The following is a 22,927-nucleotide window of genomic DNA, read 5'->3' as shown; positions in this document are numbered from 1 at the left end:
TATTTTCTCTTCAACACCGGGCGGGAGTGACACTCCCGCCTTTTTTTCGCATCTGGTTTGTAAGATGCCAGGAACCGCACCGTGACGACTCTCGAAAATACCATCGGCAATACCCCGCTGATTAAGTTGCAGCGCCTTACGCCCGCCAACGGCAGCGAGGTCTGGCTCAAGCTGGAAGGCAATAATCCGGCAGGTTCGGTAAAAGATCGCGCGGCCTGGTCGATGATCAATCAGGCAGAGCTGCGTGGTGATATTTCACCTGGCGATCAGCTGATTGAAGCCACCAGCGGCAACACCGGGATTGCGCTGGCGATGATCGCGGCGATGAAAGGCTACCGACTTCGCCTGCTGATGCCCGACAACATGAGTCAGGAGCGGCAGGACGCGATGCGCGCCTATGGCGCAGAGTTAATCCTGGTGCCACGTGAACAGGGCATGGAGGGCGCACGCGATCTGGCGCAGGCGATGGCGGCGCGCGGTGAAGGCCGGGTGCTGGACCAGTTTAATAATCCCGATAATCCGCTGGGTCACTATCAGACCACCGGCCCGGAATTGTGGCAGCAGTCGAACCAGCGCATGACCCATTTTGTCTCCAGCATGGGCACCACCGGCACCATTACCGGCGTAGGACGATATCTGAAAGAGCTCAACACGGGCGTGCAGGTGATCGGTTTGCAGCCCAGCGAAGGCAGCAGTATTCCAGGCATTCGTCGCTGGCCGCTGGCCTATCTGCCGGGGATCTACCGTCCCGATCTGGTGGATGATGTGATAGATATGACGCAAAAGGAAGCGGAAGAGACGATGCGCGCGCTGGCACGCCGTGAAGGCATTTTCTGTGGCGTCAGTTCAGGCGGCGCGGTGGCGGGTGCGCTGCGCATTGCGCAGGCCAATCCTGGCAGCGTGGTGGTGGCGATCGCCTGCGATCGCGGTGACCGTTATCTCTCTACCGGACTCTACCATCAGTAACTTCTGCTGATGCGGAATCAGGCCTGTGCGTGCATTTACTGCCCACAGGCCTTTTTTTAACCCCAATTTTCGGTGCCAGACAGACTGAATCTGTAAGGATCGCGTAAATCAGGCTGCGCGAATGTTCAGCACAGGACAAAATAGCGGCAATTCTCCAGAGAGATAACCATGAAAATTTTGCTTGTTGATGATGATGTTGAATTAGGCACCATGTTAAGCCAGTACCTGATCGGGGAAGGGTTTGATGCCCAGCTGGTTCTGACCGGCAGCGCCGGCGTGCAGGGCGCGTTATCGGGAGAGTTCACCGCCATGATCCTGGACATTATGCTGCCCGACATGAGCGGCATTGATGTGTTGCGTCAGGTGCGCCAGAACAGCCGGATACCGGTGATTATGCTGACTGCCAAAGGCGATAATATTGATCGCGTGATCGGTCTGGAGATGGGCGCGGATGACTATATGCCCAAGCCCTGCTATCCCCGTGAACTGGTGGCGCGTCTGCGCGCCGTATTGCGCCGTTTCGAAGAGCAGGCGCCACAGCCAGACGCCAGAGAGCCGCTGCGCTGGGGGGAACTCATGCTTAATCCCGCCACCCGCATTAGCGAATGGCAGGGTAAAACCTTTGATCTGACGGCGTCGGAATTTAATCTGCTGGATCTGCTGCTGCGTGCGCCGGACAGAGTGGTGTCAAAAGATGAGCTCTCCGAAAAGGGACTCGGTCGTCCGCGTGAAGCCTATGACCGCAGCGTCGATGTGCATATCAGTAACATTCGTCAGAAGCTCAGTGCATTAACCGCTGACAGCATCAACATCGAAACCGTTCGCAGCATCGGCTACCGTATTCGATGAAGCAGAGTTACCGTGGACGCATGTTCTGGAAGATCTTTATCGGCTTCTGGATCGTTTTCGTCATTATGAGCCAGCTTATCTGGCTCGGCTTTACGCTCTCCGGTAAACGGCATGAACCGCCTGAACTCGTGGCTATCCGTCGTATTGTGGATCTGCAGATGACCTCCGCCGCGTCAGTGCTGGAGCGGGGCGGGCCTGATGCGCTGAATGCGATGCTCTCAGACTGGGATAACAGCGACCAGCAGTTCTTCCACGTCACCCAACAGACAAAACCGTCACAATCAGAAAACAGTGGCAACCTGGATATCAGAGGGCGCTTTCCTGAAGAGGTGGTGCGCTGGGTTCGCGGTGCAGATGGCAAAGCCTATCAGCTGCGCTACGACCTGGATGGCATGCGTAAAGACAGCACGCTGAACATGATGCCGCGCAAATTTCTGAATATTCCTGAGCCGATGTTTGTCTTCGCCGGCTCGGTGGGATTGCTGTTCAGTCTGCTGCTGGCCTGGAATCTGACGCGACCTATGCGTCAGCTGCGGGAAGGATTTTCCCGCGTGGCTGAGGGCGATTTAAGCGTGCGGCTGTTTCCGATCATGCGTAAGCGGCACGACGAGATCTCAAACGTCGCTGAAGCCTTTGACGCTATGGTCGAGCGGCTCGATACCCTGGTGCGCGCCCGTGAAGAACTGTTGCATGATATCTCACATGAGCTCCGTTCACCGCTGGCCCGACTGCAGCTGGCGACCGGGCTGGCCAGACAGACGCCAGAAAGCGTGAACAGTTCGCTTGATCGCATTGATGAAGAGGCGCGTCGGCTGGACAAGATGATCGGTGAACTGCTGACACTGTCGCGGGCTGAGCATGAAAGCATCCCGGATGAGCAATATTTTGATCTGACCGGCTTGCTGCAGGCGGTTATTACCGATGTCCGTTATGAAGCGCAGATCCCAGGCGTGCAGGTAGAGTTGCAGGTCGACGAGCGGGCTGATTACACCGTGCGGGGCAATGCAGAGCTGATACGGCGCGGAGCAGAGAATGTATTACGCAATGCGCTGCGCTTCTCTCAGCCAGGGCAGCGGATTGATGTTCATCTGCGCACAGAACAGCAGTGGCTGGTGATTCAGGTGCGCGATCATGGGCCGGGTGTCGATGAGGATAAGCTCTCCAGCATCTTTGACCCGTTTGTGCGGGTGAATTCGCCGCTGATGGGCAAAGGTTATGGTCTGGGACTGGCTATCGTGCGCAAGGTGGTGCTGGCGCATCATGGTGAGGTTGAGGCAAGAAACCGGCCAGAAGGCGGACTGGAACTGACGCTGCGTCTGCCGCACTGGCAGCCCTGAACAGGTATACAGCAGAAACGATAACGGCACCCGCGGGTGCCGTTATGTTATGAACGAATGCTTACTTTCTGATGCGAATCACCGGCGTTTCGCCGACGGTGACCTGGCCAGTCAGCTTAATCAATTCCTTGATTTCATCCATGTTGGAGATGACAACCGGTGTCAGGGTTGATTTCGCTTTCTCTTCCAGCAACGGCAGGTCGAATTCGATAACTACGTCGCCTTTTTTGACCTTCTGGCCTTCTTCAGCGATGCGTTTGAAGCCTTCACCTTTCAGTTCAACCGTATCGATACCGAAGTGGACGAACAGCTCAATGCCATTGTCTGATTCGATCGAAAAAGCGTGATTGGTTTCAAAAATCTTACCGATAGTGCCATCAACAGGAGCAACCATTTTGTTGCCGCTGGGCTTGATCGCAATACCGTCGCCCACGATTTTTTCTGCAAACACCACATCTGGTACGTCTTCAATGTTCACGATTTCGCCTGACAGAGGCGCTACGATGTCAATTGTCCCAGCGCTATCCGTTTTTTCGCCAAAAAGTTTAGAAAACAAACCCATGATCTTCTCCTAAGCAGTAATTTGGGGCCAGCATCATGCGGATTAGCAGAGCGTTTTTTCCTTAATGAACTTGTTTACCAGGTTCATTAAATCTTCCGCTGTCGGTTGAGCCAGTGCCTGCTCCGCCAATGCCTTCGCATCTTCAAAATTAGTATTACGAATGATTTTCTTGATGCCAGGGATAGAAATGGCACTCATGCTGAACTCGTCCAGCCCCATTCCCAGTAACAGTAGTGTAGCACGTTCATCACCTGCCAGCTCACCACACATGCCGGTCCATTTACCTTCAGCGTGAGATGCATCAATGACTTGCTTGATTAAGTTAAGCACAGACGGCGCCATTGGGTTGTACAGGTGCGAGATCAAATCATTACCACGATCGACCGCCAGAGTATACTGCGTCAGATCGTTTGTCCCAATACTGAAGAAGTCGACTTCCTTCGCCAGATGATGAGCAATCACGGCTGAAGCCGGGGTTTCCACCATGATGCCGACTTCGATGCTCTCATCAAAGGCTTTACCTTCTTCACGCAACTGCGCTTTCAGCAGTTCCAGTTCCGCTTTCAGGCTGCGTACTTCTTCAACCGAAATAATCATCGGGAACATGATGCGCAGTTTACCGAAAGAGGAGGCGCGCAGAATGGCACGCAGCTGCGCATGCAGAATCTCTTTGCGGTCCATGGCGATACGGATAGCGCGCCAGCCGAGGAACGGGTTCTCTTCTTTTGGCAGGTTCATGTAAGGCAGGTCTTTGTCGCCGCCGATGTCCATGGTACGCACGATAACGGCCTGTGAACCCATAGCTTCAGCGACGGCTTTGTACGCCTGGAACTGCTCTTCTTCGCTTGGCAGTGAGTCACGATCCATAAACAGGAATTCGGTGCGGTAGAGACCCACGCCTTCAGCGCCGTTACGTTCAGCACCGGCGATATCGCGCACAGTACCGATGTTGGCGCAGACTTCAACCTGATGACCATCCAGCGTAACGGCTGGCAGATCTTTCAGCTTAGCTAATTCATGTTTTTCCGACAGATACTGGTTCTGTACGGCTTTCAGCTCTTCCTGAATCGCTTCAGAAGGATTGACGTGAATCGCATTGTTAACGCCATCCAGAATCAGGAAATCGCCATTTTTAACCGTGACGGTCACATTGCCGGTACCGACAATGGCTGGGATCTCCAGCGAGCGCGCCATGATTGAGGTATGTGAGGTACGGCCACCCAGATCGGTGATAAAGCCCAGCACCTTCTTCAGGTTCAGCTGTGCGGTTTCTGACGGCGTTAAATCTTTTGCCACCAGAATGGATTCGTCCGGAATAGCGCTCAGGTCAACGATATGCAGACCGAGGATGTTTTGCAGCAGACGCTTACCGATGTCACGTACGTCAGCCGCACGCTCTTTCAGATATTCGTCATCTAACTCCTCCAGTGCTTTCGCCTGGCCATCGATAACCGAGTAAGCAGCAGCATCGGCAGAAGCGTGATCTTTTTTGATCAGGTCGATGATTTCCTGCTCCAGCTCTTCATCTTCCAGCAACATAATGTGGCCTTCGAAGATTGCTGCTTTCTCTTCACCGAGGGTTTCACCCGCTTTGACGCGAATCGCTTCCAGTTGTAATGCCGCTTTGCTGCGGCCATCGAGGAAGCGCTGAACTTCCTGCTCAACCTGGTCATCAGAAATTTTCTTGCGGTTGATGACGATCTCGTCTTCTTTCAGCAGCAGTGCTTTGCCGAAAGCGATACCTGGTGATGCTAAAATGCCTGAAATCATAACGCTACCTTTTAATCACGATGGCTGATGGGACTCTGTGCGGTGCCATTGTCGCGGGACACGTACTCTACGAAAGCAATAACGCGGACAGGTTGTCCGCGATCAAGATGTTTGCACTCAATGGCGCAGAGGAGTCGATTTGCTGGAGAGCTGAGCGGAGATTACTCCAGTTCAGCCATCAGTTTGACCAGATGCTCAACTGCTTTCTGCTCGTCTTCACCTTCCGCGGAAAGGGTCACAACCGTTCCCTGGGTTAAACCCAGTGTCTGCAGCTTGAACAGGCTCTTCGCGCTCGCTGATTTACCGTTAGAGGTCACGGTAATTTCTGACTGGAAAGCTTTGGCTTCTTTAACGAATTGCGCAGCTGGGCGAGTGTGCAGACCGTTTGGTGCAGTAATGGTAACTTCTTGCTGGAACATTCTATTTCCCCAACGTTATCAGGATGAGTGTTATGGATCTAAAGTCTAGCCTGGAGCCTTTACTTTAGCCTGTGTAGGTGCGCGGGTATAGCTTCATGCTGACCAAAGACGCGCATGCGTCAAATCTACAGTCCGTTGCGTCTCAAAACCGATTCTACACGTCACCGGTTAATTATGCCGTGATTCGCCGTTTCACTGAATCCGTAAATCGATTCAGCTTGATCCACTTCAAACGCGGATTAATTTCAGGCATCGAAATAATTGGCAGTCTAAATACCAGAGCGGCGTCACTGAAATCAATCTGCCGGGTGATGAAAGTGAGATCTGCACCACAAAAAAGCACCCGATTGGGTGCTTTTTTCTCCATTTTCGGACTATCGGCCTCTGCTACTGAAGCTCTTTTTCAGTGAAGAGATCGGCAAACAGGGCGGTACTCAGATAGCGTTCACCGGAGGAGGGGAGGATCACCACAATATTTTTGTTGGCGAAGGCTTCATCTTCCTGCAGCTTCAGCGCCGCGGCAACGGCAGCACCGGATGAGATACCGGCCAGAATACCTTCCTCTTCCATCAGCCGACGCGCCGTACTGATCGCTTCTTCATTGGTGATGGCCACAACGCGGTCCACCAGATTCAGCTCAAGGTTGCCCGGGATAAAGCCTGCGCCGATACCCTGAATTTTGTGTGGGCCGGGCTTGATCTCATCGCCCGCCAGCGCCTGAGCAATCACCGGGGAATCGGTCGGCTCAACCGCGACGGTAATCAGATCTTTTTTGCCTTTGGTGTTTTTGATGTAGCGGCTCACGCCGGTCAGCGTACCGCCGGTGCCGACACCGGCAATAAAGACATCCACTTCGCCGTCCGTGTCTTCCCAGATTTCCGGGCCGGTGGTCTTTTCATGGATTTCCGGGTTGGCTGGGTTGCTGAACTGCTGCAGCAGCACATATTTATCCGGATTGCTGGCAACAACCTCTTCAGCTTTGCTGATGGCACCTTTCATGCCTTTGGCGCCTTCGGTCAATATCAGCGTCGCGCCCAGCGCCTTCAGCAATTTACGGCGCTCAACTGACATGGTTTCTGGCATCGTCAGCGTTAATTTATAACCGCGCGCTGCGGCGACATAGGCCAGAGCAATACCGGTATTGCCGCTGGTCGGTTCAACCAGTTCAACACCCGGTTTCAGAATACCGCGTTTTTCTGCGTCCCAAATCATATTGGCACCGATACGGCATTTTACGCTGAAGCTCGGGTTACGGGATTCAACTTTCGCAAGGATGCGGCCGTTACCGATGCGGTTCAGTCGAACCAATGGCGTATGACCAATTGTCAAAGAGTTGTCTTCATAGATCTTACTCATAGCCTGTCCTTAACTGTATGAATTATTGGGAACCCTATGAGCATACCTTTTCTGCCTGGTGGCGGAAGGAAAGAAATCGTATATCTATATGTCGCCCGGCAATAAGCCCTGCTAAAAAGAGCATAAGGCGCGCTGATGAATTTAACGCAACTCATGACGTGCCAGCGTTGACCGGTAGCGATCGACCCACATGGCGGTGGCACCGCAGACGGCAACCGGCATGATCACCAGGTTCAGAACCGGGATCATGGTGAACAGACTGATTAGCGCGCCAAACTGCATATTGGCCGTTTTGTGCTGACGCAGGGCGTTGCGCATCTGCTGAAACGGCACTTTATGGTTATCAAACGGGTAGTCGCAATACTGGATGGACAACATCCAGGCGCTGAACAGGAACCACAGCACCGGCGCAACGGTCTGGCCAAAGCCAGGAATAAAGTAGAGCAGCAGCAGTCCCAGCGCGCGGGGCAGGTAATAACCCAGTTTTTGCATCTCGCGCTTCATAATGCGCGGCACATCCTTGATCATTCCAGCCCAGCCGCTGTCCGGCAGGGGCTTGCCCGTCAGGCGGCCTTCCAGCTGCTCGGCCAGCAGGCCGCAAAACGGAGCGGCAATTAAGTTTGCCAGGGTCGAAAAGAAGTAGCTAAACACCAGCACAATCGCAATCACTGACAGCGGCCATAACAGATAGCTCAGCCACTGCAGCCAGTCCGGAATATGGGCCATCAGCCGCGGGATCCAGTCACCGAGACGATAGAACAGCCAGATGAAAGCGCCACCCAGCATCACGATATTGATCAGCAACGGCATCACCACAAAGCGGCGAATGCCAGGCAGACGTACCAGTTTCCAGCCCTGGCTAAAGTAGTGCATGCCGTTAAAATTTGAGACGGAATTCTCAATGGCCATAAAGCCAGTTCTCCTGAAGATGTTAAGGCGCGCCCACTATAACCTGGCTTTTTCTCCAGGCCAGGTGCCGTTTGGGTAAAAAAACAGCGAAAAAGCGTGGGTTGCCTATCTTATTTGTCAGAAAATAGTGCACAGACTTGCACTTGTGTAGCAGGGCAAATACAGTTAGAGGATAAAGTTTGCCGCGGTGGCAAGGTATTGGAACAACAGAGAATACAATGATGCAGGATTTGCGTCTGATATTAATCGTTGTTGGCGCGATCGCCATTATAGCGCTCCTTCTTCACGGGCTGTGGACCAGCCGTAAAGAGCGTTCGTCAGTGTTCCGCGATCGCCCGCACAAACGTCTAAAACAACGTGATGAAAATGATGAGCAGGACCTGATTGACGACGAGGATGATGGCGTCGGCGAGGTTCGCGTTCGTTCTGATCGCAACGTACATCAGGAACCGCGTTTCGATGAGATTCGCGAGCCACAGCCAGAAGCGCCGCGTAAGCCTGCGCCCGCTGAGCCTGTGCGTCAGCCTGCGCCACGACCCGCACCGCAACCCGAACCTGAAAGCGACCCGCTTTTTAACACGGCACCGCAGCCTGCTCCGCAGTCGCGCCCTGAACCGGTTCGTCAGCAGCCCGCACCCACTTTTGTCGCGCCGCCCGTTCAGGCCGACCCACTGCTGGATCTCGACCCGCTGGAATCTGTACAGCCAGCACCGCAGTACCAGGCAGAACCTGAGCCGCAGCCTGAAGTGACATCGGCGCCCGCGCCAGCACAGCCTGCTGCTAAAGCGCCAGCGGAAAAACCGAAAGAAGCGGTACTGGTGCTGCATGTTGCCGCACACTCGGGCGGTGAACTGAACGGTGAGGCCCTACTGCAGGGTATTCTCCAGGCGGGCTTCCAGTTTGGTGAAATGAACATTTTCCATCGTCATCTCAGTCCGGCTGGCAGCGGCCCTGTATTGTTCAGTCTGGCCAATATGGTTAAGCCGGGCTCATTCAATCCTGACCTGATGACCGATTTCAGCACGCCTGGCATCTCTATCTTTATGATGGTGCCTTCTTATGGCGATGCGAATCAGAACTTCAAGCTGATGCTGCAGTCGGCTCAGCGTATCGCTGATGATGTAGGTGGCGTGGTGCTGGATGATGAGCGTCGCATGATGACGCCACAGAAGCTGGAAACTTACAAAGCGCGTATCCGCGATGTGGTTGGCGTCTGAGACCTGCGCTAAACGCTATCTGAATTGTTAAAAACAAACCCCCGCCTGTCGGGGGTTTTTTATCTGATGGGGCTTTATGAAATCCGTCCAGGATCACATCACCGAACTGCGCACCACGTTGCGCCATCATGAATATCTCTATCACGTTATGGATGCGCCGGAAGTGCCGGATGCTGAATACGATCGTCTGATGCGTGAACTGCGTCAGCTGGAGGAGGAGCACCCGGATCTCATTACGCCAGACTCGCCGACACAACGCGTGGGTGCCGCGCCGCTGACGGTCTTCGAGCAGGTGCGCCATGAAGTCCCGATGCTGTCGCTGGATAACGCCTTTGATGAAGCCACGTTTATGGCTTTCAACAAGCGGGTGCAGGATCGCCTGAAAAGCAGTGACGACATAACCTACTGCTGTGAACTCAAGCTCGATGGCGCTGCGGTCAGCCTGATGTATGAAAATGGTCTGCTGGTCCAGGCCGCAACGCGCGGTGACGGCACAACCGGCGAGAACATTACCGCCAATGTCCGCACCATTCGCGCTATCCCGCTGCGGCTTAAAGGCGACAACATTCCGGCACGGCTGGAAGTGCGTGGCGAAATATTTATGACGCAGCGCGGCTTTGAAAAGCTGAATGAGGAAGCACGCCGGACTGATGGCAAAGTCTTTGCTAATCCGCGCAATGCAGCAGCCGGTTCTCTGCGTCAGCTGGATCCGCGCATTACCGCCAAACGTCCGCTGACCTTCTTCTGCTACGGTTTTGGCCTGCTGGAAGGCGGTGAGATGCCGCACAGTCACATGGGGCGTCTGCAACAGTTTAAAGCCTGGGGCCTGCCGGTCAGCGACCGCATTAAGCTGGTGCACAACGCAGAAGAAGCCCTGGCCTTCTATCGTGATATTGAGCAACAGCGTCCGAATCTGGGTTTTGATATTGATGGCGTGGTGATCAAAGTCGATTCACAGGAACTGCAGGAAAAACTGGGCTTTGTGGCGCGCGCGCCGCGCTGGGCGATTGCCTTTAAATTCCCGGCACAGGAACAACTGACCTGGGTGCGGGACGTCGAATTTCAGGTTGGCCGCACCGGGGCTATCACACCGGTGGCTCGCCTTGAGCCGGTGCAGGTCGCGGGCGTTATCGTCAGCAATGCCACGCTGCATAACGCGGATGAAATCGAGCGGCTGGGATTACGCATCGGGGATCGGGTCGTTATTCGCCGCGCCGGTGATGTGATCCCGCAGGTGGTCAACGTGGTGCTCGCCGAGCGCCCTGAACAGACGCGTGAAGTCCTGTTCCCGGCACACTGTCCGGTTTGTGGTTCCGAGGTTGAACGGGTCGAAGGGGAATCGGTCACGCGCTGCACGGGCGGTTTAATCTGCGGTGCTCAGCGCAAAGAGGCGCTGAAGCATTTTGTCTCGCGCCGGGCACTGGATGTTGATGGCATGGGCGATAAGATTATCGACCAGCTGGTGGAGAAAGAGTACGTCAACACACCTGCGGATCTGTTCCGTCTCACGGCGGGCAAACTGACCGGATTGGATCGCATGGGGCCGAAATCGGCGCAAAACGTTGTCGACGCGCTGGAGAAAGCGAAATCGACTACGCTGGCGCGTTTCCTCTATGCACTGGGCATTCGTGAAGTGGGTGAAGCCACCGCTGCCAATCTGGCTAACCATTTTGGTGAGTTGCAGAAGGTCATGGATGCCGATCTTGAGGCGCTGATTGCGGTGCCGGATGTCGGCAAAGTCGTTGCGGCACACGTGCGCAACTTCATGGAAGAGGAGAGCAACCGTGAGGTTATCCGCCAGCTGGTCGAGGATATCGGTATTCACTGGCCGCAGGTGGTGGTGGTGAGAGCCGAAGAGATCGACAGTCCGTTCGCGGGTAAAACGGTGGTGCTGACTGGCTCACTGTCGCAGATGAACCGCGATGATGCCAAAGCGCAGCTGATCGCGCTGGGCGCAAAAGTCAGCGGCAGTGTCTCGAAGAAAACCGATTTGCTGATTGCCGGTGAAGCGGCTGGTTCAAAGCTGGCGAAAGCAGCGGAGCTTGGCATTGAAGTGATTGATGAAGCGGAAATGATCCGCCTGCTGGGAGCCTCAGATGGATGAACATCAGCTGGTGGCGATAGCCAATACGCCTATGCCATTTGGCAAATATAAGGGGCGGATGCTGATCGATCTGCCTGAGCCTTATCTGCTGTGGTTTGCCCGCAGTGGGGACTTTCCGTCTGGTCTGCTGGGTGATCTCATGCAACTCACCCTGACAATAAAAATTGAGGGTCTGGAAGGGTTAGTTAAACCGCTTCAGACCCGTAAGTAACGCTGCCCGCACTGGCGGGCAGCCGATCTATTTCTGAGACTCCATCACCGAATCTTTGACCTGCACAGCCTGCTGCTTCTCATTGGTCTTCTTATAACGTCCGGCAATAAATGAGCAGACCATCAGCTGTACCTGATGGAAAATCATCAGCGGCAGCACAATAATCCCCACGGTACTGGCCGGGAACAGGATATTCGCCATCGGCACGCCATTCGCCAGACTCTTCTTCGAACCACAAAACAGCACCACAATCTCATCGGCGCGTTTAAAGCGGAACAGACGCGAGGCCAGCAGGTTGATAATCAGCACGGCGGTCAGCAGAAGGATTGAGCCTGCCACAATCCACAGCAGCGTAATCAACCCAACGCGATGCCAGATGCCGTTAACCACCGCTTCACTGAAGGCGGAGTAGACCACCAGCAGAATCGAGGTCTGGTCGGTTTTGCCAATCAGGCTGCGGTGCTTTTCAACCCAGCCCCCGATCCAGCGCCGTGAGAGGTGTCCCAGCACGAAAGGCACCATCAGTTGCAGCATAATCTTCCCGATCTGCTCCAGTCCATCGCTGGGCGCGCTGCTGTGAATATCCATCACCAGGTTCACCAGCAACGGCGAAATAAACACACCCAGCAGGCTTGATGCAGAGGCGCTGCATACCGCTGCCGCAACATTACCGCCCGCCATGGAGGTAAACGCGATAGCGGACTGCACGGTCGCAGGCAGGATACAGAGGTAGATAAAGCCGGTATAAATTTCCGGGCCGACATTAACCGGATGCCACCAGACCAGCAACAGACCCAGCACCGGAAACAGCACAAAGGTGCTGAACATAATCCACAGATGCAACCGCCAGTGACTGCTGCCTGAGATGATCTTTTCACGCGACAGCTTGGCACCATGCATAAAGAACAGCAGTGCTATCGCTGCCGTCGCGAGATAGCTGAATATATCAACGTAGATCCCTCTGGCTGGCAGGAAAGAGGCCAGTAGCACAGTGATGATGAGTTTAACCATCATCGGATCGAGTTTTAAAAATCCCATTGTTAAATTCCGGTAAATTTTTCAATAGCGCGATTGTGCGTGAAACCTGTTTAGAAATAAAATTGATTTATTGAATTAATCTATGAGCGGAATCGATGAATTACACCCTGCGTCAGCTACGAACCTTTATTGCGGTGGCACACTATGGCGGATTCAGCCAGGCGGGGCAGGCGATAGGTCTGAGTCAGTCGGCGGTCAGCCACAGTATTAAAGAGCTGGAAGCGGAAACCGGCGTGCGATTGCTGGATCGAACCACCCGGGAAGTGATGCTGACTGAAGCGGGAAAACAGCTGGCGTCACGCATGGAGCGCCTGCTGGAGGAGATTCATACCACGCTGCTGGATATCCGCAGTTTTGGCGAACAGCGCAGTGGTACCGTCAGGGTGGCAGCCAGCCAGACCATTTCCGCTCATCTGATGCCGCAATGTCTGGCCGCCAGCCAGCAACACTTTCCTGACATCAAAGTGATACTGCACGATCGCGCCCAGCAGTGGGTGCTGCAAAGTGTGCGTAACGCCGAAGTCGATTTCGGGATTGTGATTGGGCCACTCAGCGACAGCGATTTTGACAGCATCGCGATTCTGGATGAGCCTTTCCTGCTGCTATGCCGTGATGATGATCCGCTGGCGCAGGTGGAAAGGGCAGAATGGTCAATGCTGGATGGCCGCACCATGGTGCTTCAGGACTATGCTTCGGGCAGTCGGGTCCTCATTGATGCGGCGATGCAGCAGCAGAATATCAGGGCTGAAGTCGTTCAGGAGATTGGTCATCCCGCTACGCTGTTTCCGATGGTACAGGTGGGGATCGGCATCAGTATTCTGCCCGCGCTGGCGTTACCGTTGCCGGCTGATCGCGCATTAACGGTGCGGCGTCTGTATCCGGAAATCAATCGTAGCCTTACGCTGATCAAGCGTAAAAACCGTTCGCTGACGCCTGCTGCCGAAGCGATCTGGCAGGAGGTGCGCCAGCAGGCGACGCTGCTGGCGCAACAACGCGAGGCCAGGCCCGCATTTTAGATGTAGACATCAATTTTGTTGGTGTCGGTAGGGCGGTTAATCCCGTCTGCTTTGCTCTCACTGACGGACGAGCTGTCACTCTTTGGCTGATCCTGCTCGGCCTGCTTCTGTTCCAGCTGAGCAATCTGCGCCTGCAGCATGGTGATTTGTGACTGATACATCTGCTGCATTTCAGACTTCTGTTCGTCAGTCAGTTCTTTGTTGTCGGCCAGCTCTTTGACTTGCGTTAAGACGTTCTGAATCTGTTTATTCAGCGCCGCGACCTGCGAGGCAACACTACCGCCACCGCTGTCACCGCCACTGACTGCACTGCTTAGAATTCCGGAAATTGAAGACATCATTTTTCTCCCTGTAAGTTGTCAGATACGTTATCGGCACGCTGTGAAACGACTTGAGAGCTGAAATTGTTAAGGTTGCGAAAAGGCGAGAGCTTATCTGTTAAGCCAATGTCAGTGCAGCAGAAAAAAAACAGGCACCAAAAAGGGCTAAAAGACAGCAGATAAGCTTAAAGCGAGGGGAGCACAGGCCTGTAGCAAAGCATCGCGGGACAGGGACAAAAACGCCGGGAGCGTTTTTGAACAACGCAAAGCGTTGGCCCGTCTGCGGGCGCACCTCAGGGATGAGGTGCGTAATCGCCCGCGCTGAGCCTGCCATGGATGGCGATTTTGCGTCTTTGCGAAAGGCCTGTGCTCCCTGAGCCAGCACTTTGTTTAAAGTCTGAAATAGCTGGAAAAAGCAGTTCCACTCTGAAGCGCAGGAAATCTCTCAATAGCAGAAACGAAAAAAGCGCCTTAAGGCGCTTTATTCTGAATTGGTGGGTCGTGCAAGATAGCCTCGGCCCGTCGTGGGCCTCGCCCTGCGGGTGATGCTGTCGCATCAGCCTGAATCGCTCCCGGCGATTCAGTCGAACCTGCAGCAGGTTCTCATCCTGCACGGTAAAGTCCGTGCCCCGGAAACGAAAAAAGCGCCATAAAGGCGCTTTTTTCTGAATTGGTGGGTCGTGCAGGATTCGAACCTGCGACCAATTGATTAAAAGTCAACTGCTCTACCAACTGAGCTAACGACCCGAAGTGGTGGGTGATGACGGGTTCGAACCGCCGACCCCCTCCTTGTAAGGGAGATGCTCTACCAACTGAGCTAATCACCCACTTCGTACTTCAGTACTACTAACAGGCAAGATATGGTGGGTGATGACGGGTTCGAACCGCCGACCCCCTCCTTGTAAGGGAGATGCTCTACCAACTGAGCTAATCACCCATATCTTCATACCTGTTCACTGCGGGCCACGCTGTTAAGAGTGGTGGGTGATGACGGGTTCGAACCGCCGACCCCCTCCTTGTAAGGGAGATGCTCTACCAACTGAGCTAATCACCCCCGCTGTGTGGAGTCGCATTATAGGGATAGTTGATTTTGAGTCAACGCTTTTTAAAACATAAATGTGCGTTCGGTTTATTTTTAAACACCCTGTCGCGCTTTTAGCCAATGTGCTGGTTTTACTGGCAGAAAAGCCCCTTTTCCCGGGCGGCAACCGGCGGGCATGCATTGAGGATTCACCGTCAGATGCTAGAATGTGCCCACTGTTTTTTCGCGTCTAACCTGTTTTTTGTCATCCAGACAGAGAACCCGCGCATCTAAGGCTATACTCAATGAAAATCAAAACACGCTTCGCGCCCAGCCCGACTGGCTATCTGCATGTAGGTGGCGCCCGTACCGCACTTTACTCCTGGCTCTTTGCCCGTCACAACCAGGGCGAGTTCGTGCTGCGCATTGAAGATACCGATCTGGAGCGCTCCACGCCGGAAGCTATCGAAGCCATCATGGATGGCATGAACTGGCTGAGCCTCGACTGGAATGAAGGCCCTTACTACCAGACAAAACGTTTTGATCGTTACAACGCGGTCATTGATGAAATGCTGGAAGCGGGCACAGCCTATAAATGCTACTGCTCTAAAGAACGTCTGGAAGCGCTGCGTGAAGAGCAGATGGCCAACAACGAAAAGCCGCGTTACGACGGCCGCTGCCGTGACAGCCATGAACATCATGCAGATGATGAGCCGTGCGTTGTGCGTTTCCGCAATCCGCAGGAAGGTTCGGTCATCTTTGACGACCAGATCCGTGGCCCGATTGAGTTCAGCAACCAGGAGCTGGATGATCTGATCATCCGCCGCACCGATGGTTCGCCAACCTACAACTTCTGCGTCGTCGTGGATGACTGGGATATGGGCATCACCCATGTGATTCGCGGTGAAGACCACATTAACAACACGCCACGTCAGATCAACATTCTCAAAGCAATTGGCGCGCAGGTTCCGGTCTATGCCCATGTCTCAATGATCCTTGGCGATGACGGCAAAAAGCTCTCCAAGCGTCATGGCGCGGTAGGGGTGATGCAGTATCGTGATGATGGCTACCTGCCGGAAGCGCTGCTCAACTACCTGGTTCGTCTGGGCTGGTCACATGGCGATCAGGAAATCTTCAGCGTGGCCGAAATGGCTGAGCTCTTTACCCTGGATGCAGTCAGTAAGTCTGCCAGTGCGTTCAACACTGAGAAACTGCAGTGGCTGAACCATCACTACATCAATACGCTGCCGCCAGAATATGTGGCGACACACCTGCAGTGGCATATTGAAGAGCAGAAAATTGATACCCGCACGGGGCCGGAACTGGCGAAGCTGGTTGGTCTGTTAGGCGAGCGCTGCAAAACATTGAAAGAGATGGCTGCATCCTGCCGCTACTTCTATGAAGACTTTGCAGAATTTGATGCCGATGCCGCGAAGAAACATCTTCGTCCGGTAGCGCGTCAGCCGCTGGAAGTGGTACGCGATAAGCTGGCCGCGATCGAAGAGTGGACGGCTGAAAACGTACATCAGGCTATTCAGAGCACCGCAGATGAGCTGGAAGTCGGGATGGGGAAAGTGGGCATGCCGCTGCGCGTGGCCGTAACCGGTGCCGGTCAGTCACCCGGACTGGATGTCACCGTGGAAGCAATAGGCCGCAGCCGCAGCGTTGCACGTATTGAGCAGGCGCTGGCCTTTATCAGTGAGCGGGAAGCGCAGGCTTAATAAACAGAACCGGAAGCTACGCGCTTCCGGTTTTTACTCTTCAGTGATATCCAGACGCTGCAACATGCCTTTAATACCTATCCGTAATATCAGCGCTGACAGCTGCTCCTGTTCAGCCTGACTCATTTGCGGAACCGCATTTACTAACAGTGCCGTCAGTGAATCTGCCGGAACCCTATACATTGCGGCGGGTTCGTGCAGGCTACGCGTCGAATGGATAAATTTTTCTACGCGATCATCGACATGAATCAATCGCGCCTTGCCGCCCTGAATGCCGGGTCTGGGCAGGGTGGTCCAGTTTTCGCGCTTAATCCATTTGTTCACTGTCTGTCGGCTCAGGCCCGTCTCTGAGGCGAGTTCTTCGGGTGTTAACCATTCCTTTTTCATCATACCTTCCCTGATAAATACACCTTACTCTTCGCTGATTCCCAGTCGCTGCAAAACGCCCTTGATACCTTCGCGTAAGATTAGTGCAGTGAATTGATCCTGCTCGTCCTGAGTCATTTGCTGGACGGAACTTATTAATAACGCAGGTAATGAATTAGACGGAGTGCCATAAGTTGCCGTCGGCTCGTTAAGGTTACGGGTCGACTGAATAAAACTTTTCACGCGCTCATCAATGTGAATCAATCGGGCTTTACCGCCTTGCACACCGGGCTTCGGCGTGGTCGTCCAGTTTTCCCGCTTGATCCATTTATTCACCGTTTGCCGACTGTAACCCGTCTCTGCAGCCAGCTCTTCGGGGGTAAGCCATTCCTTTTTCACGATGCAGTCCCTGATTAATACATTAGCAGGACATATTACAGCAAAACGTAACGGGGGAAAGTAACTGAAGCTGAAATTGCCTTTTGTCTCTCGACAAAAGGCAAAACATCATTACTGAGGATTACTGGCGGGTTCAGCGGCAGGGCGGAATGCAAGGAAATAGGCCAGACCAACGAACACGGCACCACCCACGGCATTGCCTGAGAAGACGGCAATAAAATTAGGGAAGTACTCTGCCCAGCTCATCTGACCGGCAAAAATGGCGGCCGGAATAATAAACATGTTAGCGACAACGTGCTGGAAGCCAATGGCCACAAATGCCATCACCGGGAACCACATGCCGAAGATCTTGCCGACCACATCTTTACTGGCAAAGGCCAGCCATACCGCCAGGCAAACCAGCCAGTTACAGCCGATACCGGAAATAAAGGCGTGCAGGAAATCAGCGTGGACTTTTGCAGAAGCGATAGCAACGGTCTTCTTCAGGTAATCGCCCTCGGTCATACCCAGCATGTGACCAAAGAACCAGGCGACAGCCACGCTGCCGAGAAAGTTAGCCAGGGTAACCCAGAACCAGTTGCGCGCCACGCTCATAAAGCTGATGCGACGGGCGAACCAGGCCACCGGTAAGGTCATCATATTACCGGTCAGCAGCTCACCACCCGCCAGCACGGTCATGATGATCCCCACCGGGAAGACCGCGGCGCCTAACAGGCCGCCAAATGAGCCCCATTCAGCGGGCAGGGTGTTGATCACATGAAGATCCAGCAGGAAGCCGGTCGCAATAAATGCGCCCGCCATAAAGCCGAGAATCAGAAGGATGCTGACAGGTGCACGGCTTTTAGCCACGCCTGACTGGATCGCCAGTTGTGCGATTTCTTTAGGTGTATGCAGCGACATAGTATCTCAGTAGTTTTTTTATGATTAATGGGACGATAACGCCTGGTGGACGCGTGGTATGCGGGAGAGGGTCCCGGGTACCACTAAATTAGCGGGCTAAGTTTTGCATGCGAAAAAGCCGAAGACAAGAAAATTCCTATAACATATTTAACCGTGAATTAACCTGACGGCAGACTGAATAACATTAAAAAAACGGTCCTGTGTGAACAGACACGATTTTCCCCTGCAGCATGCTGCTGAAACTTCGCAGGTTGCCGCCTTTTTCAGCGATCAAACAGAGAATGTCATTTTGCCGTTGACACCCCGGAGGGGGTTTCATATTATGCCGTCCGTCGCTTAACGCGACAGTTTTTCGGTTCGGGGCTATAGCTCAGCTGGGAGAGCGCCTGCATGGCATGCAGGAGGTCAGCGGTTCGATCCCGCTTAGCTCCACCAAACTTCTTCCCAAAAGTTTGGCACTGAAAAACGATTCCAGATGTGGGGGTATAGCTCAGCTGGGAGAGCGCTTGCATGGCATGCAAGAGGTCAGCGGTTCGATCCCGCTTATCTCCACCATTTTCTGACACGCCGTTGTCAAAATCCTTTCTGATTAATCTCTTATTCGCCAGTTGCTGCGGATCCCAACGCTATTGCTTTGCCATTCACGCTGCTGCGCACGCTTAATTGCGTTATTAACCGGCATAACCTGTCATGGCATCCGATGCTGTTTGCAGGACGTTGTGCCGCCTCTCGTGCACGATCTGAATGCAGATGTGACATGTGCAATGAAAGAGGTAACGCGGGAAAGGGGAATCAGCGGGAAGCAGAGCAAGGATAGAGCAGAAAGAGAAGGGCGAGACCTGCTCGCCCTTTGATGCTTAGAGTAGAGCGCAGAACCGTGCTTAGAACGCCAGAACCAGACCGGCGATAGCAGCGGAAAGCACGCTGACCAGCGTAGAGCCGTACAGCAGCTTCAGACCAAAACGGGAAACCACGTTGCCCTGTTCTTCGTTCAGACCTTTAATCGCACCGGCCACGATGCCGATAGAAGAGAAGTTAGCGAACGAGACCAGGAACACAGAAAGAATACCTTCTGAATGTGGCGACAGCTGACCCGCGATTTTCTGCAGATCCATCATGGCAACAAACTCATTCGACACCAGCTTGGTCGCCATAATACTGCCGACCTGCAACGCTTCGCCAGCAGGCACGCCCATCACCCAGGCAAACGGATAGAAGACAAAGCCGAGAACGCCCTGGAAGGAGATGCCGAAGATCAGATCAAACAGCGCATTCAGACCTGAAATCAGCGCGATAAAACCAATCAGCATGGCGGCAACGATAATCGCGACACGGAAACCGGCCAGGATATACTCGCCCAGCATCTCAAAGAAGCTCTGGCCTTTGTGCAGATCCTGCAACTGCAGATCTTCTTCGTTCTCAACGCGATAAGGGTTGATCAGCGACAGCACGATAAAGGTGCTGAACATGTTGAGCACCAGCGCGGCGACCACATACTTCGGCTGCAGCATGGTCATGTAGGCGCCGACGATCGACATCGATACGGTCGACATCGCGGTCGCGGCCATGGTGTACATGCGGCGCTGTGACATTTGGCCCAGGATATCTTTATAGGCGATGAAGTTTTCTGACTGTCCCAGTATCAGAGAACTTACGGCGTTGAAAGATTCCAGTTTTCCCATGCCATTCACTTTCGACAGTACGGTACCAATACCGCGAATCACCCATGGCAGGATACGGAAATGCTGCAGAATACCGATCAGCGCAGAGATAAAGACGATAGGGCACAATACGTTAAGGAAGAAGAAGGCCAGACCTTTGTCGCTCATGTTGCCAAAGACGAAGTTAGTACCCTCAGCGGCATACTTCAGCAGATGGTCAAAGAAGCCCGCGAATCCTTTGACGAAACCGAGTCCCGCTTCTGAGTTCAGGAAGAACCAGGCGAGCACAATTTCAATCACCAGTAGCTGTATAATGTAGCGAATGCGAATGCTTTTACGATCGTGACTGACCAGCAAGGCGAGTATCCCGACCACCACCAGTGCTAAAAGAAATTGCAAAATATGGGACATGGTTGCTCCAAATTTGAGGAGGGTTGTATTTTGTTGCGTATTCTATGTAACGCGTTACTTAAAAACGAGATCTGAACCACAATATAAGTATTCGCTATCGTTATATTTTCCAGAAAAGTTCCAGAGATCACGTCCTGTTTACAAATACTTCACTTCAGATAACCACATAATTATTGTCTGAATTTTACACCGGGCGTAAAGTGACACTATTGCTCACATTTTTAGCAATCACATCCTTTACTGTAATGTATAGCAATGGCTATACTTTATAGCAGCATCTATTACACCGATAACAATAAACGAATTTCACTTGCACCTGCTAACCCCTAAGCTGCCGGGGCAGGCAAATGTTCAGACAGGGTACCGGATATGTTTGAAAGTCGTACCGCCGAGCGCGCCGCTCGCGGAGTCAGAAAAGTCAAACTCGCACTACTGGGGCCCGCTTTTATCGCCGCTATCGGCTATATCGATCCGGGCAACTTTGCGACCAACATTCAGGCGGGCGCTGCTTACGGCTACAAATTGCTGTGGGTGGTGGTATGGGCCAACATCATGGCCATGCTGATTCAGCTGATGTCAGCCAAGCTGGGTATCGCTACCGGCAAAAACCTCGCTGAACACATCCGCGATCGTTTTCCCCGGCCTGCCGTCTGGTTTTACTGGGTGCAGGCGGAAATTATCGCCATGGCCACTGACCTGGCGGAATTTATCGGTGCCGCGCTGGGGTTCAAACTGCTGCTCGGCATTTCTTTGATGCAGGGCGCGGTGCTGACAGGCATCGCCACGTTCCTGATATTGATGTTACAGAGCCGGGGGCAAAAGCCGCTGGAGCTGGTGATTGGCGGACTTCTGCTGTTTGTGGCGGCGGCCTATATCGTCGAACTCTTCTTCTCTCAGCCCAGTGTCAAAGAGCTGGTGATCGGTATGGCGCTGCCCGCGTTACCAACGTCGGATGCCGTATTCCTGGCGGCGGGTGTGCTGGGTGCGACCATTATGCCGCACGTGATTTACCTGCACTCCGCGCTGACGCAGGGCAAAAGTGAGGACAGCAAAGGTCAGCGGTACTCCTCAACTAAACTGGATGTGGCGATTGCCATGACCATCGCCGGATTTGTTAACCTGGCGATGATGGCGACCGCCGCAGCGGCGTTTCACTTCAGCGGGCACAGTAAAATCGCTGAACTCGATCAGGCCTATCTGACGCTGCAACCGCTGTTAGGTCAGGCAGCGGCGACGGTGTTTGGTCTGAGCCTGGTGGCCGCCGGATTATCTTCAACGGTGGTCGGTACGCTGGCGGGGCAGGTGGTGATGCAGGGCTTTATCCACTTCCATATTCCCCTGTGGGTGCGCCGAACCGTCACCATGCTGCCCTCTTTTATTGTCATCTGGGCCGGCTGGGACCCGACAAGGGTGCTGGTGATGAGTCAGGTGCTGCTGAGTTTTGGTATTGCGCTGGCGTTGATTCCGCTGCTCTCCTTTACCGGCAACCACGAGCTGATGGGCGAAGATATGGTTAACTCGCGTCTGATGCAGAATACCGGGCGACTGATCGTGCTGCTGGTGATTACGCTGAATCTTTACCTGCTGGTGGGTGAAGCGCTGGGGCTGTAGCGGTTATGGTAAACAAGAAAACGCCCGGTTCTGCCGGGCGTTTTCTTGTTGGCAACGTCTGGCCAGGTTCGCAGTGATACCGAGCCAGCGCAGGAAACACGGTCAGATCGGAAAGACGCAAAATCCGTCATCCATGACATGCTCGGCCCGCGCGATTACGCACCTCATCCCTGAGGTGCGCCCGTAGCCGGGCCAACGCGTTGCGTTGTTCAAAAACGCTCCCGGCGTTTTTGTCCATGGCGCGGGACGCTTTCCTCTTCTGACCGTGTTCCCTGCGCGTTGAGTTTATGCGTTGCGGCCAGAATCACACTGATTGAAGTCTTTGTGTTGTCTGAAACGCCCGGTTCTGCCGGGCGTTTTTATTAATGGCGATCGTGTCCGTGATGGTCTGGACCGCGATGGTCAGGACCACGACGGTCATGATGATCCCAGCCACGATCACGATCGCGGCGATACTGATGTTCCCAGCGACGCTCACGGTCGCGCTCATGCCAGCGGCGTTCGCGCTCCCACTGCTGCTGACGACGCCACTCTTCGTGTCGCCACCAGCGGCGTTCGTTGTAAGAATAGCGGTCGTTCCACCAGCGCGGTTCACGCCAGCGACCACCATCCCAGTAATAGCCACGGCGATCGCGATCGCCAAGATTCAGGGTGACGCCGGGGGCCAGAGTAATAGAGGCACTGGAGGCCTGGGCTGTGTGGTGTGCCAGCGGCGACAACAGGGCCAGCAGGGCAGCAAAAATAAGGGCTCTTTTCATTTTTT

At 53.9% G+C, this 22,927-nt stretch carries 21 protein-coding genes, 6 tRNA genes and 1 other RNA gene; 11 read left to right on the top strand and 17 right to left on the bottom strand.

Annotated features, from left to right (window positions below):
• The first annotated feature begins 81 nt into the window (after positions 1 to 81).
• From cysM to PAG01S_RS11705, 3 genes are all read left to right on the top strand, one after another.
• Positions 82 to 966, top strand: coding sequence for a cysteine synthase CysM (gene cysM, locus PAG01S_RS11715; RefSeq protein WP_033788113.1), 885 nt, complete (start codon positions 82 to 84; stop codon positions 964 to 966).
• A 168-nt stretch (positions 967 to 1,134) separates the two neighbouring features.
• Positions 1,135 to 1,815, top strand: a complete 681-nt coding sequence (locus PAG01S_RS11710; protein ID WP_010671364.1) for a response regulator transcription factor — start codon at positions 1,135 to 1,137, stop codon at positions 1,813 to 1,815.
• Positions 1,812 to 3,152, top strand: coding sequence for an ATP-binding protein (locus PAG01S_RS11705; RefSeq protein WP_062758771.1), 1,341 nt, complete (start codon positions 1,812 to 1,814; stop codon positions 3,150 to 3,152). Before PAG01S_RS11710 ends, PAG01S_RS11705 begins: the two co-directional genes overlap by 4 nt.
• A 61-nt stretch (positions 3,153 to 3,213) precedes the next feature.
• Here the strand turns inward: PAG01S_RS11705 and crr are convergent, their stop codons facing one another.
• From crr to cysZ, 5 genes are all read right to left on the bottom strand, one after another.
• Positions 3,214 to 3,714 carry a PTS glucose transporter subunit IIA gene (crr, locus tag PAG01S_RS11700; protein ID WP_010259911.1) on the bottom strand — a complete coding sequence of 167 codons (501 nt, stop codon included), beginning with the start codon at positions 3,712 to 3,714 and terminating at the stop codon, positions 3,214 to 3,216.
• Positions 3,715 to 3,756: 42 nt separating this feature from the next.
• Complete coding sequence (gene ptsI / locus PAG01S_RS11695; protein ID WP_010259908.1) at positions 3,757 to 5,484, bottom strand: phosphoenolpyruvate-protein phosphotransferase PtsI; 1,728 nt, start codon at positions 5,482 to 5,484, stop codon at positions 3,757 to 3,759.
• A 161-nt stretch (positions 5,485 to 5,645) separates the two neighbouring features.
• The gene (ptsH, locus tag PAG01S_RS11690; protein ID WP_003848868.1) at positions 5,646 to 5,903 is read right to left on the bottom strand and encodes a phosphocarrier protein Hpr; all 258 of its coding nucleotides are present in this window, start codon (positions 5,901 to 5,903) and stop codon (positions 5,646 to 5,648) included.
• A gap of 387 nt (positions 5,904 to 6,290) precedes the next feature.
• Entirely contained in the window at positions 6,291 to 7,259 is a 969-nt protein-coding gene (cysK, locus tag PAG01S_RS11680) for a cysteine synthase A (RefSeq protein WP_010259895.1), read from the bottom strand.
• A 141-nt stretch (positions 7,260 to 7,400) separates the two neighbouring features.
• A complete protein-coding gene (gene cysZ, locus PAG01S_RS11675; RefSeq protein WP_060680702.1) occupies positions 7,401 to 8,168 on the bottom strand; it encodes a sulfate transporter CysZ in 768 nt (255 codons plus the stop codon).
• 218 nt (positions 8,169 to 8,386) lie between these two features.
• Between cysZ and zipA the strand changes: the two genes are divergently transcribed.
• The 3 genes from zipA to PAG01S_RS11660 all read left to right on the top strand — a co-directional run bounded on the left by zipA (position 8,387) and on the right by PAG01S_RS11660 (position 11,700).
• Complete coding sequence (gene zipA / locus PAG01S_RS11670; RefSeq protein ID WP_029519439.1) at positions 8,387 to 9,385, top strand: cell division protein ZipA; 999 nt, start codon at positions 8,387 to 8,389, stop codon at positions 9,383 to 9,385.
• 76 nt (positions 9,386 to 9,461) lie between these two features.
• Entirely contained in the window at positions 9,462 to 11,489 is a 2,028-nt protein-coding gene (gene ligA / locus PAG01S_RS11665) for an NAD-dependent DNA ligase LigA (RefSeq protein ID WP_022624163.1), read from the top strand.
• Positions 11,482 to 11,700, top strand: a complete 219-nt coding sequence (locus PAG01S_RS11660) for a DUF3820 family protein (protein ID WP_003848878.1) — start codon at positions 11,482 to 11,484, stop codon at positions 11,698 to 11,700. Before ligA ends, PAG01S_RS11660 begins: the two co-directional genes overlap by 8 nt.
• A 27-nt stretch (positions 11,701 to 11,727) precedes the next feature.
• Here the strand turns inward: PAG01S_RS11660 and PAG01S_RS11655 are convergent, their stop codons facing one another.
• The gene (locus PAG01S_RS11655; protein ID WP_062758768.1) at positions 11,728 to 12,738 is read right to left on the bottom strand and encodes a bile acid:sodium symporter family protein; all 1,011 of its coding nucleotides are present in this window, start codon (positions 12,736 to 12,738) and stop codon (positions 11,728 to 11,730) included.
• A gap of 95 nt (positions 12,739 to 12,833) precedes the next feature.
• Between PAG01S_RS11655 and PAG01S_RS11650 the strand changes: the two genes are divergently transcribed.
• Complete coding sequence (locus PAG01S_RS11650; protein WP_010259882.1) at positions 12,834 to 13,754, top strand: LysR family transcriptional regulator; 921 nt, start codon at positions 12,834 to 12,836, stop codon at positions 13,752 to 13,754.
• Here the strand turns inward: PAG01S_RS11650 and PAG01S_RS11645 are convergent.
• From PAG01S_RS11645 to PAG01S_RS11620, 6 genes are all read right to left on the bottom strand, one after another.
• Positions 13,751 to 14,092 carry a FlxA-like family protein gene (locus tag PAG01S_RS11645; RefSeq protein ID WP_010259880.1) on the bottom strand — a complete coding sequence of 114 codons (342 nt, stop codon included), beginning with the start codon at positions 14,090 to 14,092 and terminating at the stop codon, positions 13,751 to 13,753. The genes PAG01S_RS11650 and PAG01S_RS11645 overlap by 4 nt on opposite strands.
• Positions 14,093 to 14,566: 474 nt before the next feature.
• Positions 14,567 to 14,702: non-coding RNA, RtT sRNA (locus tag PAG01S_RS11640), on the bottom strand.
• Positions 14,703 to 14,745: 43 nt separating this feature from the next.
• A tRNA-Lys gene (locus PAG01S_RS11635) sits at positions 14,746 to 14,821 on the bottom strand.
• Between the two features lie 4 nt (positions 14,822 to 14,825).
• Positions 14,826 to 14,901: transfer RNA gene (locus PAG01S_RS11630), tRNA-Val, on the bottom strand.
• 34 nt (positions 14,902 to 14,935) lie between these two features.
• Positions 14,936 to 15,011 (bottom strand) — tRNA-Val (locus PAG01S_RS11625).
• A gap of 41 nt (positions 15,012 to 15,052) precedes the next feature.
• A tRNA-Val gene (locus PAG01S_RS11620) sits at positions 15,053 to 15,128 on the bottom strand.
• 272 nt (positions 15,129 to 15,400) lie between these two features.
• Between PAG01S_RS11620 and gltX the strand changes: the two genes are divergently transcribed.
• Positions 15,401 to 16,816, top strand: a complete 1,416-nt coding sequence (gltX, locus tag PAG01S_RS11615; protein WP_010257834.1) for a glutamate--tRNA ligase — start codon at positions 15,401 to 15,403, stop codon at positions 16,814 to 16,816.
• Between the two features lie 33 nt (positions 16,817 to 16,849).
• On the opposite strand, the gene PAG01S_RS11610 is transcribed toward gltX, so the two are convergent.
• The 3 genes from PAG01S_RS11610 to PAG01S_RS11600 all read right to left on the bottom strand — a co-directional run bounded on the left by PAG01S_RS11610 (position 16,850) and on the right by PAG01S_RS11600 (position 18,481).
• A complete protein-coding gene (locus tag PAG01S_RS11610) occupies positions 16,850 to 17,203 on the bottom strand; it encodes a YfeC-like transcriptional regulator (RefSeq protein ID WP_010257835.1) in 354 nt (117 codons plus the stop codon).
• A gap of 24 nt (positions 17,204 to 17,227) precedes the next feature.
• Complete coding sequence (locus tag PAG01S_RS11605) at positions 17,228 to 17,581, bottom strand: YfeC-like transcriptional regulator (protein WP_010257838.1); 354 nt, start codon at positions 17,579 to 17,581, stop codon at positions 17,228 to 17,230.
• Between the two features lie 111 nt (positions 17,582 to 17,692).
• Positions 17,693 to 18,481 carry a formate/nitrite transporter family protein gene (locus tag PAG01S_RS11600; RefSeq protein WP_010257841.1) on the bottom strand — a complete coding sequence of 263 codons (789 nt, stop codon included), beginning with the start codon at positions 18,479 to 18,481 and terminating at the stop codon, positions 17,693 to 17,695.
• A gap of 359 nt (positions 18,482 to 18,840) precedes the next feature.
• Between PAG01S_RS11600 and PAG01S_RS11595 the strand changes: the two genes are divergently transcribed.
• Both PAG01S_RS11595 and PAG01S_RS11590 read left to right on the top strand, forming a co-directional pair.
• Positions 18,841 to 18,916, top strand: a tRNA-Ala gene (locus PAG01S_RS11595).
• 44 nt (positions 18,917 to 18,960) lie between these two features.
• Positions 18,961 to 19,036 (top strand) — tRNA-Ala (locus tag PAG01S_RS11590).
• Positions 19,037 to 19,362: 326 nt separating this feature from the next.
• Here PAG01S_RS11590 and PAG01S_RS11585 read toward each other — a convergent pair.
• Positions 19,363 to 20,553, bottom strand: coding sequence for a NupC/NupG family nucleoside CNT transporter (locus PAG01S_RS11585; protein ID WP_010671371.1), 1,191 nt, complete (start codon positions 20,551 to 20,553; stop codon positions 19,363 to 19,365).
• 369 nt (positions 20,554 to 20,922) lie between these two features.
• On the opposite strand from PAG01S_RS11585, the gene PAG01S_RS11580 reads away from it, so the two are divergent.
• Positions 20,923 to 22,164 (top strand): Nramp family divalent metal transporter, encoded by a 1,242-nt coding sequence (locus tag PAG01S_RS11580; RefSeq protein ID WP_062758765.1) that lies wholly within the window; start codon positions 20,923 to 20,925, stop codon positions 22,162 to 22,164.
• Positions 22,165 to 22,526: 362 nt separating this feature from the next.
• On the opposite strand, the gene PAG01S_RS11575 is transcribed toward PAG01S_RS11580, so the two are convergent.
• Positions 22,527 to 22,922 (bottom strand): DUF2502 domain-containing protein, encoded by a 396-nt coding sequence (locus tag PAG01S_RS11575; protein ID WP_010257849.1) that lies wholly within the window; start codon positions 22,920 to 22,922, stop codon positions 22,527 to 22,529.
• Between the last annotated feature and the right edge of the window lie 5 nt (positions 22,923 to 22,927).

Origin of the sequence: Pantoea agglomerans NBRC 102470 (assembly GCF_001598475.1) — a bacterium.
GTDB classification, from domain to species: domain Bacteria; phylum Pseudomonadota; class Gammaproteobacteria; order Enterobacterales; family Enterobacteriaceae; genus Pantoea; species Pantoea agglomerans.
This window is presented reverse-complemented; position numbering and strand designations above follow the sequence as displayed.